General features: G+C 64.6%; 17 protein-coding genes. 7 read left to right on the top strand and 10 right to left on the bottom strand.

Going from position 1 to position 17732, the window contains the following annotated elements; translation table 11 throughout:
* Positions 1-80: 80 nt before the first annotated feature.
* A complete protein-coding gene (locus B1C78_RS13920) occupies positions 81-890 on the top strand; it encodes a response regulator transcription factor (protein WP_077279777.1) in 810 nt (269 codons plus the stop codon).
* Positions 887-2494, top strand: coding sequence for an ATP-binding protein (locus B1C78_RS13925; RefSeq protein ID WP_077279778.1), 1608 nt, complete (start codon positions 887-889; stop codon positions 2492-2494). The genes B1C78_RS13920 and B1C78_RS13925 overlap by 4 nt, the downstream gene beginning before the upstream one ends.
* 493 nt (positions 2495-2987) lie before the next feature.
* Here B1C78_RS13925 and B1C78_RS13930 read toward each other — a convergent pair whose 3' ends face one another.
* Positions 2988-3185, bottom strand: coding sequence for an HIG1 domain-containing protein (locus tag B1C78_RS13930; RefSeq protein WP_077279779.1), 198 nt, complete (start codon positions 3183-3185; stop codon positions 2988-2990).
* Between the two features lie 303 nt (positions 3186-3488).
* On the opposite strand from B1C78_RS13930, the gene B1C78_RS13935 reads away from it, so the two are divergent.
* The 4 genes from B1C78_RS13935 to B1C78_RS13950 are packed head-to-tail and all read left to right on the top strand — an operon-like array spanning position 3489 to position 6088.
* A complete protein-coding gene (locus tag B1C78_RS13935; protein ID WP_077279780.1) occupies positions 3489-3929 on the top strand; it encodes a YciI family protein in 441 nt (146 codons plus the stop codon).
* A 46-nt stretch (positions 3930-3975) separates the two neighbouring features.
* Positions 3976-4407, top strand: a complete 432-nt coding sequence (locus B1C78_RS13940; RefSeq protein ID WP_077279781.1) for a VOC family protein — start codon at positions 3976-3978, stop codon at positions 4405-4407.
* Positions 4408-4422: 15 nt separating this feature from the next.
* Positions 4423-4776: a YciI family protein gene (locus B1C78_RS13945; protein WP_077279782.1), complete on the top strand. Its 354-nt coding sequence runs from the start codon at positions 4423-4425 to the stop codon at positions 4774-4776.
* A 22-nt stretch (positions 4777-4798) separates the two neighbouring features.
* The gene (locus B1C78_RS13950; RefSeq protein ID WP_077279783.1) at positions 4799-6088 is read left to right on the top strand and encodes an RNA polymerase sigma factor; all 1290 of its coding nucleotides are present in this window, start codon (positions 4799-4801) and stop codon (positions 6086-6088) included.
* Positions 6089-6106: 18 nt separating this feature from the next.
* Here B1C78_RS13950 and B1C78_RS13955 read toward each other — a convergent pair whose 3' ends face one another.
* The 9 genes from B1C78_RS13955 to B1C78_RS14000 form a co-directional block, all read right to left on the bottom strand.
* Positions 6107-6610, bottom strand: a complete 504-nt coding sequence (locus B1C78_RS13955; protein WP_077279784.1) for a 3'-5' exonuclease — start codon at positions 6608-6610, stop codon at positions 6107-6109.
* Between the two features lie 203 nt (positions 6611-6813).
* On the bottom strand, positions 6814-7254 hold the full coding sequence (locus B1C78_RS13960; protein WP_245795435.1) for a DUF2914 domain-containing protein: 441 nt from the start codon (positions 7252-7254) through the stop codon (positions 6814-6816).
* A 321-nt stretch (positions 7255-7575) separates the two neighbouring features.
* Positions 7576-8886: a type II toxin-antitoxin system HipA family toxin gene (locus tag B1C78_RS13965; protein WP_077279785.1), complete on the bottom strand. Its 1311-nt coding sequence runs from the start codon at positions 8884-8886 to the stop codon at positions 7576-7578.
* Positions 8883-9254 (bottom strand): helix-turn-helix transcriptional regulator, encoded by a 372-nt coding sequence (locus B1C78_RS13970; protein ID WP_077279795.1) that lies wholly within the window; start codon positions 9252-9254, stop codon positions 8883-8885. Before B1C78_RS13970 ends, B1C78_RS13965 begins: the two co-directional genes overlap by 4 nt.
* Positions 9255-9431: 177 nt before the next feature.
* Positions 9432-9827, bottom strand: coding sequence for a hypothetical protein (locus B1C78_RS13975; protein WP_217698041.1), 396 nt, complete (start codon positions 9825-9827; stop codon positions 9432-9434).
* A 27-nt stretch (positions 9828-9854) separates the two neighbouring features.
* Positions 9855-12239 carry a DNA/RNA helicase domain-containing protein gene (locus B1C78_RS13980; RefSeq protein WP_077279786.1) on the bottom strand — a complete coding sequence of 795 codons (2385 nt, stop codon included), beginning with the start codon at positions 12237-12239 and terminating at the stop codon, positions 9855-9857.
* Between the two features lie 536 nt (positions 12240-12775).
* Positions 12776-13096, bottom strand: a complete 321-nt coding sequence (locus B1C78_RS13990) for a PqqD family protein (RefSeq protein WP_077279787.1) — start codon at positions 13094-13096, stop codon at positions 12776-12778.
* A gap of 187 nt (positions 13097-13283) precedes the next feature.
* A complete protein-coding gene (locus B1C78_RS13995) occupies positions 13284-15152 on the bottom strand; it encodes a phosphoenolpyruvate carboxykinase (GTP) (RefSeq protein WP_077279788.1) in 1869 nt (622 codons plus the stop codon).
* 186 nt (positions 15153-15338) lie between these two features.
* Positions 15339-16583 carry a methyltransferase domain-containing protein gene (locus B1C78_RS14000; RefSeq protein WP_425443981.1) on the bottom strand — a complete coding sequence of 415 codons (1245 nt, stop codon included), beginning with the start codon at positions 16581-16583 and terminating at the stop codon, positions 15339-15341.
* Between the two features lie 462 nt (positions 16584-17045).
* Here B1C78_RS14000 and B1C78_RS14005 point away from each other — a divergent pair, with 462 nt between their 5' ends.
* Complete coding sequence (locus tag B1C78_RS14005; RefSeq protein WP_245795434.1) at positions 17046-17681, top strand: DUF3047 domain-containing protein; 636 nt, start codon at positions 17046-17048, stop codon at positions 17679-17681.
* Positions 17682-17732: the final 51 nt, after the last annotated feature.

Raw genomic sequence — 17732 nt, forward strand, 5'->3', positions numbered from 1 at the left:
GGGGTTCAGGCCCCGTGCCGTGTCGGTAAAGAGCATCGCCGGGGCTGGTGAAAAATCTGTGAGTGGAAAAGGGAAGCGCCATGGCCACGATCTTCTGGGTGGAGGACCAGTCGCACTGGATCGACAAGTTCAGGCCCGTGCTGGAGGCCACGGACTTTGACGGCCGGCAGACCGTGGTGCAGGTCTTCAAGTTCGCGGAGGCCGCCTGTCAGCACATTCGCCTCGCCGACGCCGGGCAGCGCCCCGATCTCGCGCTGCTGGATGCCAACATGAACGGCAATCATGCCGCCGGCTTTTCCGTCTCCCGGGCGTTGCAGCGCAAGTGGCCGGATCTCCCCGTCATCTACCTCTCCGAACACAGCGGGACCGGCATCGAGCAGGAGGCCTTCGAGGCGACGGGTGCTCAGGACTTCATTGCCAAACACCAGCACAACATCGAGTCCGTGTTGTGCTGGCGCATCCGGGCCGCCCTGCGCAGCCGAAGCCTCGGTCGCCCCGGGGCGGAGCAGTCGACAGAGGTACTGCGCAGCGGCGACCTGACGCTGGATACCGCCACCTGGGAGGTCTACTGGCAGGGCGTCAAGCTCATGAATCCGTCCAATGCGAAGCGCCCGCTCGCACCGACACCCCGCAAGATCCTGCGTTTCCTGGTGGAGGCGTCACCGCGCCCTCTGACCACCTGGCAGATCGCCGAGAAGCTGGATGCTGATCCCGAGCGGTTCTCCTATGCCAACTACCGCCAGCACATCCGCACCCTGCGCCTGTCCTTCGATCAGGCCATGGGGGGCGACGGACGTTTTGCCGCCCTTTGCAGGGCAGGCGAGGGCATCGTGACCTTCGGAGACGAGGGAGCCTACTGCTGGAGGCCCGTCACGGGAGGAGACGCATGAAGGACGACATCGACAAGGCACCCAACGGCCGCGTGCGACCGGTCAGTTTCCCGTGGCTCAGCACGGTGGGCGCTCTGCTGGTGATCGCCTATCTGCTGTTCTTGATCGAACCCGAGCTGGGTGCGTTCTACGGGGTGCCGGAGGACTGGTGGCGCGCGGAGGTGAAATACGCGGTGCTCGGCCTGTTCGTGGCGCTGTTGATCTTCGACCTGCGCCGTTACAGCCGGCAGCATGTCCGCCAGAAGACCGATCTGACCAACCTGCGCGGCCAGGTGGATACGCTCTGGCAGGACAAGAAACGCCTGCAGCTCAAGGCACATACGTACTCCGGGCATGCGGACAAGCTCAAGCTGTTCATCAGCGACAAGCTTCTGGAATACATCGAGTACGACGAGAAGTTCCTGCACTTCAAGAGCATCGCGGCCGAGGTGCGCCACAACGGCGTGATCAGCTTCGACAAGGTTCAGACGGCCCTGCAGCGCGCACTGGCGGAAACCCCGGACTCCAGGGAGTACCGCGAGGCGCTGGATGCCATGCGCTACCTTTGGGATCTGCTGGACCTTTCCACGGCCGACAATCTCGCGCTGCACATCGGCAACCTCCTGTGTGAGTGTGAAGAGCATTACTGCCAGCGTCTGCTTCAGATGGAGGACGCGGCGCCGCTGCCCTACGAACCGGCGTATTCGCCGCAACATGCCGCCTGGCGCGCACTGGCCCTGGTTCGACAGGAGGCGTTGCAGCCGCCCGAGCCGGGAACGGACTACCTGCTCGACGAGAGCCGCTGGTACGTGTGGCTGGCCCCGGCAGGGGAGCTCCTGGGAAAAGAGAATCACCTGGTCCTGCTGCTGGAAAACCTGCTGAAAAACGCCCAGTTCTTTTCTTCAAGGCGCGGTTACAAGTCGCCTTTCGCACCCGTCGCCCTGACGCTTCGCGAGGAGCAGGGGGAGGTCTATATCCGCGTCTACAACCGGGGCCCGCACATTCGGGAAGAGGACTTCCAGAATCTCTTTCAGCTGGGCTTCTCCACGCGCCGCACACGTGAACACCACGGGCGGGGTCTGGGCCTGTATTTCGTCAATGAGATCGTCAAGGGTTACGAAGGGCGGATCGAGGTACGCAATATCCTCACGCCGGAAACGCGCTACACCGTGCGGGTGGAACTGGAAGACGGCGACGTCAACACCGAACTGATCGATATTGAGGTCCATGATGGGCAGCCGCGTTGCCGGAGCGGCGACGGCGGATCGCCGGAGGTCCGGGAGTGGACGTTCAAGTCCCCCGTGCGCAGCGTGGAGGTGACGCTCACCGGCAGCCGGGAGACACGCCGTCTCGAAGATTTCGACAAGAAGGGCAGGCAGACCCGGTTTGACCCTGCCCATGCCGGTCGGCCGTGCTGGCAGATTGACTACCAGCCCCGGCGCAACACCAACCAGCTGACGTTCCGTGCCCTGGACGTGAGCGGCGTCGAGTTCGAGATCCGCCTCCCCACGGCCCGGCTCCGCCTCGACGGTTCAGGCGCGGAGGCGGACGACGACATCGATGCCGAGGTGGGGCGCCTGGATCAGCGCTTTCGCGCCCAGGCCAATTACGACGGGGAGAGGTAGTTACTCTAGTGTCGTGTCCCGCAAATATCTTGCCATTCAGCGTGGCTGTGCGGGCGTGTGGCAAGGCAAGCTTGCGCAGGAATGGCCCACCCCCTTTCAAGCAAGCGTAACACCGCCACACGCCCGCACAGCCGCGCCCGAAGGGAGCCCCGCAAAAGCGCCAATGCCGCGTTGCGGACTCCATCCCTGGAGTCCGCCCTTCGGGCCGGCCTGCGGCCGTCCCCATCTGCTCCCGGCAGATGGGTGCACACCTTGCCAAGGGCCTGCCATTGCCTGCGGTGTGCGCCTTGCCTTGGCGCTTTTGCGGGGCTCTGAATGGCAAGATATTTACGGGACACGACACTAGGAATTCTGCGCGCACGAAAGCGCATTGGGGCTCACCGCGCTGTCCTGCAGAATTGCAAGACACCGCATCACCCCGGATCAGGTGTTCAAACCACCGGGCGGCCATGCGCGGCTTGCCCTGGTTGGGCAGCGCGGCAGGTGAACGACATTAACCCAATCGGGTGAGTACGATCAGCAAGACCAGCAGGACCGCTACGCCCTGCATCGTCACCCGCGCAGCCATCAGGTGATGGCTGTGTCTCTCATCGAGACGTCGGCCATACGCCATCGCACCCAGACCGGTGACGAGCGAGGCGGCTGTGGCAATGAACGCACCCGCCAGAAGCACCAGGAGCAGGATATCCATCTTGCATCACCTCCGGTCCGCCGGGGGTCGGGGCGAATGCCCGGACGGAAAGCAGACCCAGAAGGGACCACGCGGGTCCCACAGTCCTAATGCACTACAGCCGCCGAAGCTGTGCCATGACCTGGGTCAATGTCGCATGCGACCGCGTTGACGGGGGCCGGAGGCCCCCTGCGCGGGTTGCGCCCGAGCGAAACGAATCCCCGGCCGGTGAGCGATGCCTGTCGATCTTGAGTGTGCCCAAACGTCTACGCTACAGGATGGGGACATCGCTGACCCCGTTCAGGCCCGAGAGGAGGCTTGACCATGCGATGCATGATTCTGGTGAAGGCCGGCCCGGATGCCGAGGCGGGTGTGATGCCCGACGAAGCTCTGCTGGAAGAGATGACCCGCTTCAACGAGGCGCTGGCAAAGGCCGGGGTGCTGCTGGCCGGCGAGGGCCTGCACCCCACCTCGCGCGGTGCCCGGGTGCGATTCAACGGCAGGGGACGCAGGGTGATCGACGGGCCCTTCACCGAGACGCGGGAACTTGTGGCGGGCTACTGGCTCTGGCAGGTGCGTTCGCTGGAGGAGGCCATCGAGTGGGCGAAGCGCTGTCCGAACCCCACGGGCGCCGAAGGCGAGTTGGAGATACGACCGGTCTTCGAGGCGGAGGATTTCGGCGAGGCGTTGACGCCGGAACTGCGCGAACGGGAGGAACGGCTGGCCGAAAGGGGGAAATCCCCGCCAGGGCGCACCCGAACCTGAATCGTGCGCCGGGCCGGCCGCGCGCAAGCAGACAGAGGAAACGATCATGCAGATACAGCCCTACCTGTTCTTCCACGGCCGTTGCGAGGAGGCCATGGGCTACTACCGCAAGGCGCTGGACGCCAGGGTCTCGATGCTGATGCGCTACCGGGAGAGCCCCGATCCGATGCCGCCGGACGCGATCCCCCCGGGCTGGGAGGATAAGATCATGCACGCGGAACTGGCCATCGGGGATGCGGTGCTGATGCTCTCGGACGGCTGCGCCGAAACGGATCCGGGCTTCCGGGGGTTTTCCCTCTCGCTGGCCGTGCCCGACGCCGAGACAGCGGACCGGATGTTTGCCGCCCTGCTGGACGGAGGCGAGGAGCTGATGCCCCTGGGCGAGACCTTCTTCTCGCCGCGCTTCGGCATGGTGAGCGATCGTTACGGGGTGAGCTGGATGATCAACCTGCCAGCGAAGGACGACCATTCAAACTGAACCGGGAGGCGAGGCATGCCCTACATGTTGTTGATCGTTGAACCCGTCGGCCAGCGCCGCGAGCGCACCGAGGAAGAGGGGCGGGCCCTGTACGCGGAGATGCTCGAGTACAGCGGGCAGCTCAAGTCGCGTGGTCTGCTGCAGGTAAGCCAGTCCCTGCGCACCGATGCCGACGCGGTGCGCGTGCGGGTGCGCGACGGGAAAAAGAGCGTCGTGGACGGCCCGTTCGTCGAGAGCAAGGAGATGATCGGCGGCTACTTCCTGCTGCAGTGCGACGACAAGGCGCAGGCCATTGCCATTGCCGCCGAATGCCCGGCCGCGCGTTGGGCCACCGTCGAGGTGCGCGAACTGGGCCCGTGCTTCACCTGATCCAGGTGCTGCAGGCACGGTCATGACGGGGACGCAGGTTCAGAAGACGGTCGAAGCGGTCTGGCGTATGGAATCCCCGCGCCTGGTGGCCTACCTGGCCCGCGTGACGGGAGACCTGGGCGTGGCCGAGGAGCTGGCCCAGGACGCCATGGTGGCGGCACTGGAGTCCTGGCCGAAGACCGGCATCCCGGATAATCCGCGGGCCTGGCTGACGGCGGCTGCACGTTACCGCGCCATCGACCACCTGCGCCACAGGCGCAAGGCGGCGGAGAAGCACGTGCAGCTGGGTCACGAGATCGACCTGGCCCGTGCATCTGACGGCGGCGATCAGGGCTTGCCGGATCCGGACGACCCGATCGGCGACGATCTCCTGCGGCTGATTTTCACCGCCTGCCATCCCGTGTTGTCCACCGACGCACGCGTGGCGCTGACCCTCCGGCTGCTCTGCGGACTGACCACCGACGAGATCGCGCGAGCCTATCTCGCCGCGGAACCCACGGTGGCGCAGCGCATCGTGCGCGCCAAGCGCACGTTGGGTGCGGCCCGGGTGCCCTTCGAGGTGCCGCGCGGCCCCGACCTGGAAGACCGGTTGGCGTCGGTGCTGGAGGTTATCTACCTGGTGTTCAACGAAGGCTATGCCGCGACGCGGGGCGACGACTGGGTGCGTCCTTCCCTGTGCGACGAGGCGCTGCGTCTCGGGCGCATTCTGGCGGAACTGGTGCCGGAGGAAGCGGAAGTGCACGGCCTTGTGGCGCTCATGGAACTGCAGGCTTCGCGCCTGAAGGCCCGCACCACGGAATCCGGAGAACCGGTGCTGCTAGGCGAGCAGGATCGCGGCCGCTGGGATTACCTGCTGATCCGTCGCGGCCTGGCTGCGCTGGAACGTGCCCTGTCGTTCGGTGGACCGTTGGGTCCGTATACGCTGCAGGCTGCCATCGCCGCCTGCCATGCCCAGGCGCCCAGCACCGAGGACACGGACTGGCAGCGCATCGCCGCGCTCTACGACGCCTTGGCACAGGCGGCGCCCTCTCCCGTGGTGGAACTCAACCGGGCCGTTGCCGTCGGCATGGCCTTCGGTCCGGCAGCGGGCCTGGAGATGGTGGACGCCCTGTGCAGCGAGCCGCGCCTGCAGCGCTATCATCTCCTGCCCGGCGTGCGCGGCGACCTGTTGCAACGGCTCGGGCGGTTCGACGAGGCGCGCGAGGCGTTCGAGGCCGCTGCGGCGCTCACGGGCAATGATCGCGAACGGCAATTGCTTCTGCGCCGTGCCGCCGAGTGCACGGGCGCCGTCGATCCCGATCAGGGTCCGTGACCCGCCTTCAACAATCGGTCAACGGAACCGCCATCCTTCTTCCTGCGCCGCGATCACGATTCGCGCACACGCCTCGGCATCCGAGTCGGCCTCGTGATGGCGCAGGGTGATGCCCAGATAGCGGCATACATCCGGCAGCCGCGTAGGGCGGATGTCCCATTGCGCACGCGCAAGCTGCACGGTGCACACGAATCCCGTCTCCGGCGGCGGGAGTCCGTAGGTGCCGCAGCAGGCGTGCAGCACGTTCCGGTCGAAGGGTGAGTTATGGGCGGCCAGGAAATCGATGCCCTCCAGAGCTGGTAACAGGGTGTCCCAGACGGCATCAAACGGGCGGGCATCCTTTACGTCATGCCATGTCAGGCCGTGGATATGGGTGAAGGCGAATCGGCGTGTCGGCGGGCGGATGATCTCGTAGAGGCGGGAGACGATCTCGCCGTTCTCCACCACAACGATGCCGACAGCGCACGCACTGTCGGCATCGTGGCAGGCCGTCTCGAAATCAATGGCGGCAAAGCGGGTCACGACATATTGCGTCTTGATTGCTGCTGAGAAGTCCCGTGCTACGCGCAGATTACTCGGACAGGCTCCGGGGTCCCCCGGAATGTAGGTCGGCCTTCAGGCCGACAGCGGACACACGAACCCAATCTGAATACCAGCATGTAGGCCGGCCTTTAGGCCGACAACTCGTAGGCCAGATAAGGCGCAGCCGCATCCGGTCGGTGCGTCTACGACCCCGACCGCATGAAATGGGTCTCCGGCACGATGATCTCCTCCGCATCGTCAACAGCCGGCGCGTCCACGTCACCAAAGGCCAGGACCTCATCGGCCAGCACTTCACCGTCGTCCGTGACCACCTGCACGCGCCAGAGCCCCTGCCAGTCCGGCTGCATCTGCTTGCTGGACCAGACCCGCCAGCGCGGGCCGCCCACATCGAAGCCGACCACGGCCATGGGTTCGCCGTCATACTCCCAGCGATGCACCACATGCCGCCCCTGGAGGTCGCGCAGTTCCGTAAAGAAGAAGACGGACCGGGTATCCGCGTCCACCCCTGTGACGGCGTCGACCGGTTCGCGATCCGTGACACCCGTGGTGAACTGAGCCCGTGCCACTTCGCCGGCGGTCACCCCCTGCATGCCCAAGGCCGCCATCATCAGCCCTGAAACCATTATTGCCACACACCATTTTCCGAACATATCCATCTCCTCGTTCTTGCTTGTTTTTCCTCCGGTGCCGGAACCCCAATGTGAGGGACCGTCCACCGTGTTCTCCCGTGAAACCGAAACCGGGTTTCTGCTGGACAGATAACCCGATCATCGATTGCATATACCATATTGCTCCTGCCTTTGCCGCATCGACGCACTCGTTATGAGAAGGGCAGCAGACGCAATCGATGGGTGGTGGGAGAAGCGGGCCAGGTGGGGGGTGGAACGCTGGCCGCCGGGCCCTGCGTGGGTCTCGCAGTTGTGGGTTCCCTTCTATTCAGTGGCCTACCTGTCCGCCGGCAGACGCAGTGCGCTGCGGATCCGGTCGCGGTGGTCCGGATCGAGCCCCGCCTCGTCAGCATAGTCCGGCCAGCGTGCCACCACGCGTTGTACTTCGTCGAGGATCGCTTCGGCGCGGCCCCGTTTCAGGCCGGCCACGTCTGCGCAGGCGACGAAGTCCGCCGGCACGAAACCGTCGCGCTTGCCGTTCAGGGTCATCTGGTGGGTGGAGGTCCAGCGCCCGCCGGGCTGGTAGCTGTAGGTCATGTCAAAGGCCGGCGAGAGGGACCAGCGCCCGGTCCGGTCCATCAGGAAGGCGATGTTCTTCACGTGGTCGTCCTGATTGCGGGCCACGATGTTGAACACCATGCGGCGAAACTGCTGCTCCACGTCGCGCATGGGCAGGCGCAATTGCCGGATGACCTGGAAGGCCTGTTCGTAGCTGTAGGCACCGGCCATGTTGTAGTCGAAATGCGCCAGTGCCCCGAGGGACTGCATATGCAGCTTCTCGCCCCCATCCAGCCGGTCGAAGCGCTTCGTCATGAAATGCCGGCGGCCGTTCTCCTCCAGCAGGCGGCATTCGTTCATGGTGATCCCGGCATCGCGCGCCATGAGGGAGTAGGCGTACTCGATCACGCCGTAGCCCTTGGGGTCTTCAAGCTCCTTGTCCTTGTTACCGCTCACGCCGTCGAACTTGAGCAGCCAGTAGCCGAACCCCTCGCCCGCGTCCACCTGCCCGGAGCGCACCTCGTTGGTTTCCGGGTTCCAGGCGATCACCGCCTTGGCGCGCGCTCCGCCGGCAGAGGTGCCCACCTGCAGGATCTGCTGCAGGGCGTCGCCGTTGTGCATTTCGTCGCTGAGACGGGTGGCCAGTTCGCTGCGGTGGGTGAGGATGTCCGAGGCCAGCGCCACCAGTTGATCCACCTGGATCTTCTGCGCCGCCCGCGCCTTCGGGCCTGTCACCGGCTCGAACTCCAGCGCGCCCATGCCGCGCCTGCCGGTGTAGCAGAGACGCTCCACGGAATTGAAGGAATCGGGGGTTCTGCCCTGGGTGGCCAGCCAGGCGTCGATCAGGGCATTGCCGAACTTGTCGGGCAGTGAATCCGCCAGCAGGCCGGGCAGACCGTGGAAGGTTTCCCGCGCCAGGGCGGGAAAGCGGTAAACGCCGGGGCCGAGTGGCATCGTCAGCGGAGCAATCTCGATACCGCTTCGGGCAAAGGCGGGGTCGTACTCGAAGCTGGCGACGTCGTCGCCGTCGTCCAGGGCGACGGCGCCGATGGTGCTGCCCCAGAGTTTCACTTCAGCCACCGACGTCACGATTCGTCACCCCATGTCCACGCCTTGCCGCCGGTGCGTGCCTTGGGGGCGGAGGGCGTGCGGCGGCCGGATGCGCGCTGGCGGCCGCGGCCCGTGGTCTTTTCCTTGAGCCGTTCCATGGGCGTCGGCCCCGGCTCGGGCATGAGCTGATCCAGGGCGCTCATCAGGCCCAGCACCCGGAACAACCGCACCAGGGTCACCAACTGCACGGAGTGCCCCGCCTCCGCCCGCTCCACCGTGCGTTTGCCCACCCCGGCCTCGTTGGCCAGTTGCGCCTGGGTCAGCCCGCGCCCGATGCGCAGCCGGGCCAGTCGATCGCCCAGTTCCGCCAGCACAGCGTCGTCTGTGAGCTTTTCGTCGAGTCTCATGATCGCCATTTGTGACGAGATAATGCCTATATTGTGCATTATATCGCCACATATTGCGAATTATTCTGGACTGGGATTTCTGGGAGGTTTGGTTCTTTGGGGTAAGAGCTGGCTCGTCACAGTGTCTGCGTCCTGGGGCAGAAGATGATGGATGTCCCGATCGGGCTGAAGCCCGACCTACACGTTGGCTGTTTCGCTGTCCGCACCCAGATCCCCCGCAATCTCCCGAAACTGCTCCAGCGCCGCTTCAAGGTCCTCCACGATCTCCTGGGCGATGACCTCCGGGGCGGGGAGGTCGTCGGAGTCGGAAAGGGATTCGTCCCGAAGCCAGAAGATGTCCAAGCTGGCCTTGTCGCGCTTGATCAGCTCGTCGTAATCGTAGGCCCGCCAACGCCCTTCGCCGCCAGTCCCCTCTCCCTCAGGGAGAGGGTGAGGGTGAGGGTGGTTTTCCTCCGTGCGGTCGTGGCGATTGCTTGGTTTGTAACATGCCACGAACTCATCCAGATCCTCCCGCTTTAGAAAAAGGGAGAAAAGGGGGGCGGAGGACTTAACTAGCAGGCTGGTCACATTCAACTACCTACTTCCCCGTTACGCCTGTACCTATTGCAATACCGCCTTGAGAACTCCAACGACCCGGAGCTCATTAATGGAATCGTCTTCGAGCACAATCGGTTGATAGCCCGCGTCGTATGAGTCGGGATGCAGGATGATCTGGTCATGCTGCCATTCGGTGTCGGGATCAGAACGCTTGCTGCTGTCATAACGCTTTATGGTGAAGGTCGCTCCGGTGTCGGGGTCCTGGATATCGTGATGCTGTACCAGGACGACCTTGCCCTGTCGGGTGCCTCCGTGCGGCGCTTCGAAAAGGCACCAGGAGCCGTTCGGCACGCGCCGGTTCATGGATTCCCCTATTACCTGCAGCACGAACATCCCTGGGGACGGAGAGATATAGCTGGGCAACTCAACCCACTGATAGCCTGAAACGCTCTGGTGTTCGCTGAAGTTACCGGCGGCGGCATGGAAGTCGAAAAGCGGTACAGCGTTGACGAACGGCTGTACTTCATCCTCAGGAATGATCCGGAAGGGAATGTCGGCCGCTTCCTGCGGCAAGTTGATCGGCGGCTGGTGAGGTCGTTTCAACAGGGCCTTGAAGTATTCGTTCGTCTCCGCGTCGCAGCTCCAGATCAGACAGCCCTTCGTGCCCCGGCTCATGAGTGTGCGGTAAGTGTTCTTGATGATCGCTGCTGCCTTAGCGTCCGCCTCGACGGCATTCTTCTTCCGATCGGTCTTATATCCCTTGATGGAGGAATCCATGCGGGATCGCCCCTCTGGCTGCGCAATCAGGCGGCCGTTCCTTGCGATCAGGTCTGGTCCGATGATGACACCCACGTGGTCGAGTTCCAGTCCCTGGCAGGTGTGGATGCAACCGATCTCATTGACGGACTCGGGTTGCATGATCCAGAGAGGGCCATCCTTGTCCAGATTCCAGCGCATCGCGAAACCGTGCTCGGGGAATTCGATATCCAGCTTCTTCGGATCTTTCTTGCTGATCCAGTCCCAGCAGTATCCGGCCACAAGGCGCGCTCGATTGGTTGATTCGTTCAGAGAGCGAATTCGGTTGTGCAGCTCGGTGGGAGAGTCGGCGACCTCCACCGCGTAGTCCAGGTCGTCGAGATCCGGGTTGGCCGTGTCACGGATCTGCAGCGCCTGATCCAGCCATGCGAGATAACCGTCTGAGCCATTGCAGCGGAACTGCGAACGGAGCACCGCCCGATGTACGGTGGTGTCCTCGGAGCGGGCCCAGTGCTCGATCTCCTGTCGTGAGCCGATGTCTTTCCAGGTAACCCGCTGGTCCTCGTCGAGGAAGAAGATGCTTGTCCTTGAGGCTCGGATAATCTCCATGACCTGGTTTATGCCCAGGTTCTGAAACATCCCGGAACGCTCATTGAGTCGGTGTGCCTCGTCGACGATCAGTACGTCAAGGGAATTGGCTGGTGCGTCGTGGTAGGCACCGGAGCCTTTGAAGAGATTGCCGATGTGGCTACGCCGAAAATGTCCTGTGAGTTTGGTCTCATAGACAGCCCGCGGCGCGGCGTTTCGGGTGACGTAATGGGCAATTAGCCCCCTTTGGATCAGTTCCACGAGCAAATTGATTGCCACGACGGATTTCCCGGTTCCCGGCCCCCCTTCGACGATGAGAACCTGCTTTCGTCCCGTCTGGCCGAGTGCGGCGACTTCCAGCGCGCTCTCATATACCAGCTTTTGGTCGTCGATCATCAGGAACTCTCGATTCCCCTTGAGCAGGGAGGCCAGATGATCTGCGAGGGACTTCGAAGGACGGATCCGCCCGTTCTCGATGGTGTAGATGATGCGGTTGTGGTCGCCTCTTCGAACATGCTGACAGATGAAGCTTCGCAACCTCTCCGTGTCCTTCTTCACGAAGGCCGGGGCGCGCTCGAGGTGGTCTCGGTAGAAGTGCGAATTCACTGCATCCGAGACGCAGTTATGAAGGTATGCGCAGGCTTTCAGGTTGATACGATGGACTTCAACCGCCTCGTTGAAGTCATTCAGGAGTGCCGCGTAGCTCCAGGCCTGATAGGAGGGGTGCGGCACCTCCCTCCGGCTGCCTCCGAGGAAGGTCCTTACGATTCCGTCCTTGTGGGTTTCCTCAACGGTCTCCCACTGCTTGAGTTCCACGATGAGAGCCGTGTCCTGACCCTCGATGTTCTGCCCGGTCAGTATGAAGTCGATTCGCTTTCCTGTTTGCGGGATGACGTACTCGATGGCCACTCCCGCATCGTCCGGCACGTCCCGGACATCGAGAATGTTCTTCATAAACTGCATAGAGTTTCGCCATGACGCGAGTTCAGCTGGAGATACGCCGCCTAAGCCGCAAGCCTGCATCTTCCCCAGTATGCGATCATCAATTTCGTTGTGGAGAACGTCCCGAACGAACTGGTCCTTGTTGGCGGTATAGATCAGCATGGAATCAGTCCCGGCTGCGCAAGGAGAATTCCGGAGGTGAAGGAAGCTTCAGATGTCTCAGGGAGGGCCGTTGGTAAAGCGCGTCTCCACGCCGGTGGTCGGGTCGGCGAAGGGCAGGGGGTTGCCCAGGCGCGGTAGGTCTGTCGTGAAGCGCTCGGCCTGGATCTCGACACTCCCTGCACCGCCCAACCGGAGGCGGTGAGCAACCGGTCGATCTCCCTGCGTGCGTCCTGTTCTGGTCGTGGTCCCATGCTTAGCCCGGGCATTGTTATTTCCCCTGATTGTGAAAGGTATCACACATGGGCGGCCCCCTCCTTACGCGGGAGGGGACTGTAAGGTGGCGGGAGTGTGTGACAGGGAGGTTTGGCGGACAAGCTAACCGCGATGGTACGCGTTCTCACTTGTCAGCAGGGCATCGTCGGCTGCGCCTTATCCGATCAACGTCACTTCGCGTCCTTCGCGCATACCTTCGCGACCCTTCGCGGTTTGCTTTTCAAGCCGATCCAACGTGATGCACGCACGTGAACAGCCTGCCGCTACTCACCCAGGATCATGCGCACCGACAGCAGGTCGCGGAAGAGTTGTTCCACCTGGTGGCGGATCCGGGCCGGGTCGCGATCGGGGCAGGTCCGTTGCAGGGTCAGGACGGACTCCTCCACGGTGGTGGGGTCCTTGAGCAGGTACCAGATGCCGGCTTCCAGGGGGTCCAGGCGGCGGGTGGTCCCGGTGGCGGGGTCGACCAGCAGCAGGCCCGCATCGACCCGGTGCACCTCCAGGGACGGATTGCGGCGGAACGGGAGATGCAGGGGCAGAGCTGTCCGGGCCGGTGCCGTGGTGGTGATTTCATCTGTGCGCATGGCCTTGACCTCGCATACATATACGCGCTTTGCGCCTCGATGGTTTCAGCATACGCGCGGGTCATGAACCGGGACTGAACGGTGATGAGATATGCGGGATGAACTTTGGCAGGGACGGCGCCGTGACCGGGCGAATCCCCGCATGCCCGGGCGGGCATGCGGGGAGGCGTCAGCAGGCGGCAGCCCCTCAGCCCGGACGGGCGCCGGCCCTTGAAAGTTCCCAGACGCTCGGAGAGTGATACAGGCGCGAGAGCTGCAGCTCCCGCTCCAGTTCCATCTCCCGGGGCAGGTGATCGCCGAAGCGGGTGAACAGCTCCTCCTGGTCGACGGTCTCCAGGCGGGCGCGCTCCTTGTCGATGTTCATGATGGTGAAGAAGTCGTCGCGGTCGAAATCGATGCCGTCCCAGGAGATGTCCTCCCATTTGGGCAGCCAGCCCAGCGGGCTTTCCACCGCGGCGCCCTGGCCCTCGCAGCGTTCCACGATCCATTTCAGCACGCGCATGTTCTCGCCGAAGCCGGGCCAGACGAAGCGCCCGTGCTTGTCCTTGCGAAACCAGTTGACCCGGAAGATCAGGGGCGGGGTGGCCACGTGGGCGCGGCCTATGCGCAGCCAGTGCCGCCAGTAATCGGCCATGTTGTAGCCGCAAAAGGGCAGCATGGCCATGGGGTCGCGCCGCATGCCGTCCTGCCCGATGGCGGCAGCGGTGGCCTCGGAGCCCATGGTGGCGGCCAGATACACCCCGTGCTCCCAGTTGTAGCTCTGGAACACCAGTGGGAAGTTCTTGCTCACGCGGCCACCAAACAGGAAGGCGTCGATGGGCACGCCCTTGGGGTCCTCCCACTGTGGGTCGACGGACGGGCACTGGCTGATGGGGGCGGTGAAACGTGAGTTGGGGTGTGCGGCGGGGCGGCCGCAGCCCGGTGTCCAGTCGCGGCCCTGCCAGTCGATCAGATGTTCCGGGGGCTCCTCGGTGAGACCCTCCCACCACACGTCGCCATCGTCGGTAAGCGCCGTGTTGGTGAAGATGACGTTGGCATCCAGGGAGGCCATGGCGTTGGGGTTGGAGCGGGCGTTGGTGCCCGGCGCGACGCCGAAGAAACCGTTCTCCGGGTTGATGCCGTAGAACCGGCCGTCCTCGGGGTTGGGCTTGATCCAGGCGATGTCGTCGCCCACGGTGGTGATCTTCCAGCCCTTGAAGGCGGGCGGCGGGATGAGCATGGCGAAGTTGGTCTTGCCGCAGGCACTGGGGAAGGCGGCGGCGATGTAGTGCTTGCGGCCCTCCGGGGACTCGGCGCCCAGGATCAGCATGTGCTCGGCGAGCCAGCCCTCGTCGCGGCCCATGACCGAGGCGATGCGCAGAGCGAAGCATTTCTTGCCCAGCAGGGCGTTGCCGCCGTAGCCGCTGCCGTAGGACCAGATCTCCCGGGTCTCCGGGAAGTGGCAGATGTACTTGTCCTCGATATCGGCGGCGCAGGGCCAGGGCACGTCCTGTTCGCCCGGCGCGAGCGGCGCGCCGACGCTGTGCATGCAGGGCACGAAGTGCCCGTCATCGCCCAGGGCGTCCAGCGCCGCCTGACCCATGCGGGTCATGATGCGCTGGTTGACGGCCACGTAGGGCGAGTCGCTGATCTCCACTCCGATGTGGGCGATGGGCGAGCCGATGGGGCCCATGCTGAAGGGGATCACATACATGGTGCGCCCGGCCATGCAGCCGTCGAACAGCTCGGTGAGCCGCGCGCGCATCTTTTCCGGGTCCGTCCAGTTGTTGGTGGGGCCGGCGTCCTCCTCGCGCCGGGAGCAGATGAAGGTGCGGTCCTCGACCCGGGCGACGTCGCTGGGATGGGATCGGGCGAGGTAGCTGTTGGGGCGTTTGTCAGGGTTCAGGCGGATGAAGGTGCCACTCTGTACCATCTCCTCGCACAGCCGGTCGTACTCCTCCTGGCTGCCGTCGCACCAGTAGATGCGTTCCGGCCTGCACAGGCGGGCCATGTCATCGACCCACTGGAGCAGCCGGCGGTTGCCGGTACGGTTGGCGCCATCATGCCTCGTCGTCATCGCGCACTTTCCCCTCTGGTGCTTTGTCCGAACTCGGAGTGTCTGCCACTGAAACCCCGGGCGGGCATCGGTGCAAAACGTCGTCCGTGGCAGTTTCGGCGATGACTGCGCGGCGTTTTCTTACAGCTTACGTGAATTGCGGGTCGAGGCGAAGCCGCGAAGGCGTGTTGCGTCGACCGGATGCCTTTAATTCTCCCTGTGACCCCACACGGCGAAGACGGGATCGGACAGGGTCAGGCGGTCGGCATACTTGTCGTCCGGGGGGCGGGGCAGACCCTGCAGTGACCAGGTGGTGATGCCTCCGAATCCGCCCGCGGCGAGGAAGTACTCCACCACCAGACCCATCCGTTCGAAGGGGTGCAGTTCCTCCCACAGGGCGATGGCCTTGGGCGGAAACCACCGATCGGAGAAGGTCACGACGAACCGGCCGCCGGGACGCAGCACCCGGCGTGCCTCGGAGAACACCTCCACCGGATGCACCAGGTACTCCACGGACACGGTGCACACCACCGCATCGAAGCTCACGTCGTCCCAGGGCAGGCGCGGTTCCGCATTGAGATCGTGGATCAGGCGTTCGGTGAGCACCGGGTTGGCGTCCAGTTCCTCGGCATTGAGGCCGAGGCCGGCCACTCGGGTCGGCGCGGCGACCTCGTCCAGGTGCGACACCCAGCTGGACATGAGGTCCAGTACGGTCGACTCGGGCGGAACCAGGGCCCCGTAAAGCCGGCGGATCCCGGCGAGAGCGGCGCGGTCAAGGTGCTGGACGAAGCGCGGCTTCTCATAAAAGCGGGTGTCCGGGGCGGGATCCTCCCGGCGAAAGGGGGCGTCGGACCAGAAGTCCGTGGGCTGCCCACGCCAGCGTGCCTGCATCCCCGGGCCGTTGTGGGCGGCCAGCTCCACCAGGTCGTGGGTTGCCGTGCCGCTGCGGCGGCTGTGCCTGATGTCCAGCGCGCGGGCCTGGAGTTCGATGTCTCTGCCCGCCATGGGGTGGTTGAGATCGACCGTCAGCGTGTCCTCACCGACCGAGCCGACCCTGAACGGCGTGCGGTTTTCGCGCAGCAGTCCGCGCACCCCGGCGATGAAACCCCGCGGGTAGAAGCGCCCGGCACGGGGCTCGATGATCCGGCGGCGCAGGTGGCGATTGAAGGCGCTGTCGGGGATGTCCAGGACGTCGTCCTCCCGGTACCGGGGCAGGGGTTCGGCGTGCTCCCAGCGGTGTGTGACCCGGGTGCCGTGGGGTTGATCGCGCAGACCGGCTTCCAGTTCCGGGGGGAGCTTGTCCCGCTGCAGGTTGATTCCTTGCAGGACCTGGCAGTCGCTGTGTTCCACGCCGGGACTGGACCAGCGCAGGGTCAGCGCCAGGGTGAAGGTGCCGCCTGCCTCGGTCTCCGGCTCCGGATCCGGAAGCGGCTGTTCGAAGGGATCGGGGATCATTGGTGTTGGTCAGTGGTCAGTGGTCAGTGGTTCGTTGCCGCGGCGAACCCTGGCCCGGGTATCTCACCACCCTTCTACTGCGGCCGCCGATCCGCGCGCTGTGACGGGGCGTCCACAGCGTAGGAGCGGCGACCCCGCCGCGAACCGCCCAGCCCGAACGGCCGCCGCCTTCGGCCCGGGGTCGGGCCTCCTACGTCCGGTCCTGAGCAGCGTAGTGTCGGCTACGCCTGCGCCGTCTTCCGGTCCGCGTGCCCCGTCACAGCGGCATCTCGACGCCCTCGCGCCGGCGGAGGATCGACCCGAGATGTGTACCAGTCAGCTTAGGCAGGGGCCGCCTTTCCATACAAGCGTTCCGGCTTTCGTGACGACGGTGAACCCTGTGCCCGCTTTGGCGGTCGCATGTCAAAATCGCAGTTCGTTGCGTTGGGCGGTATGACGATGGGCGTGGGTGTGTGGCACATGACCGGACCCCGGATTGCCGTTTCGGCCCTGCTGCTGATGACGGCCGGTGCACAGGCCGGCGAGGGGCCGGTGTTTGCGCCCGAAGACATCGCCGACTGGGAGAACCGCGCCTTCGTCCGCGAGACGCGGTACACGCTGGTGGAGAAGGATGGTCGATCCGCCGTGCAGGCGGAATGCCGCAGCAGCGCTTCCGGCCTGTTCTTCGAGGAACCGATCGATCTGTCGGCCACGCCGGTCATGGAGTGGTCCTGGCGCATCGAGACGACCTACGGGGACATCGACGAGACCACCCGCGCCGGGGACGATTATCCCGCCCGGGTCTATGTGATCTCGGACGGTGGCCTGACACGCTGGCGTACCCGTGCCCTGAATTACGTGTGGGCCAGCGCGAAACCCGAAGGGGCTGACTGGCGCAATGCGTATGCCGCGCAGAACCGCATGCTCGCGGTGCGCTCGGGCGACGAGGACGCGGGCCGCTGGGTGACTCAGCGTCGCAACGTGGTCGAGGACTTTCGTGATCTGCACGACCGGGACATCACGCGCATCGACGCCGTCGCCATCATGACCGACTGCGACGACACCCGCTCCGAGGCCCGGGCCTGGTACGGAGAGATCCGTTTCCTGCCGGAATGACGGTTCGGTGGGCGTTGGTGGCGGCGGGTTTGAAAAGCCTCGACGCAAAGA

It is taken from the genome of Thioalkalivibrio denitrificans (genome assembly GCF_002000365.1).
Taxonomy (GTDB): domain Bacteria; phylum Pseudomonadota; class Gammaproteobacteria; order Ectothiorhodospirales; family Ectothiorhodospiraceae; genus Thioalkalivibrio_A; species Thioalkalivibrio_A denitrificans.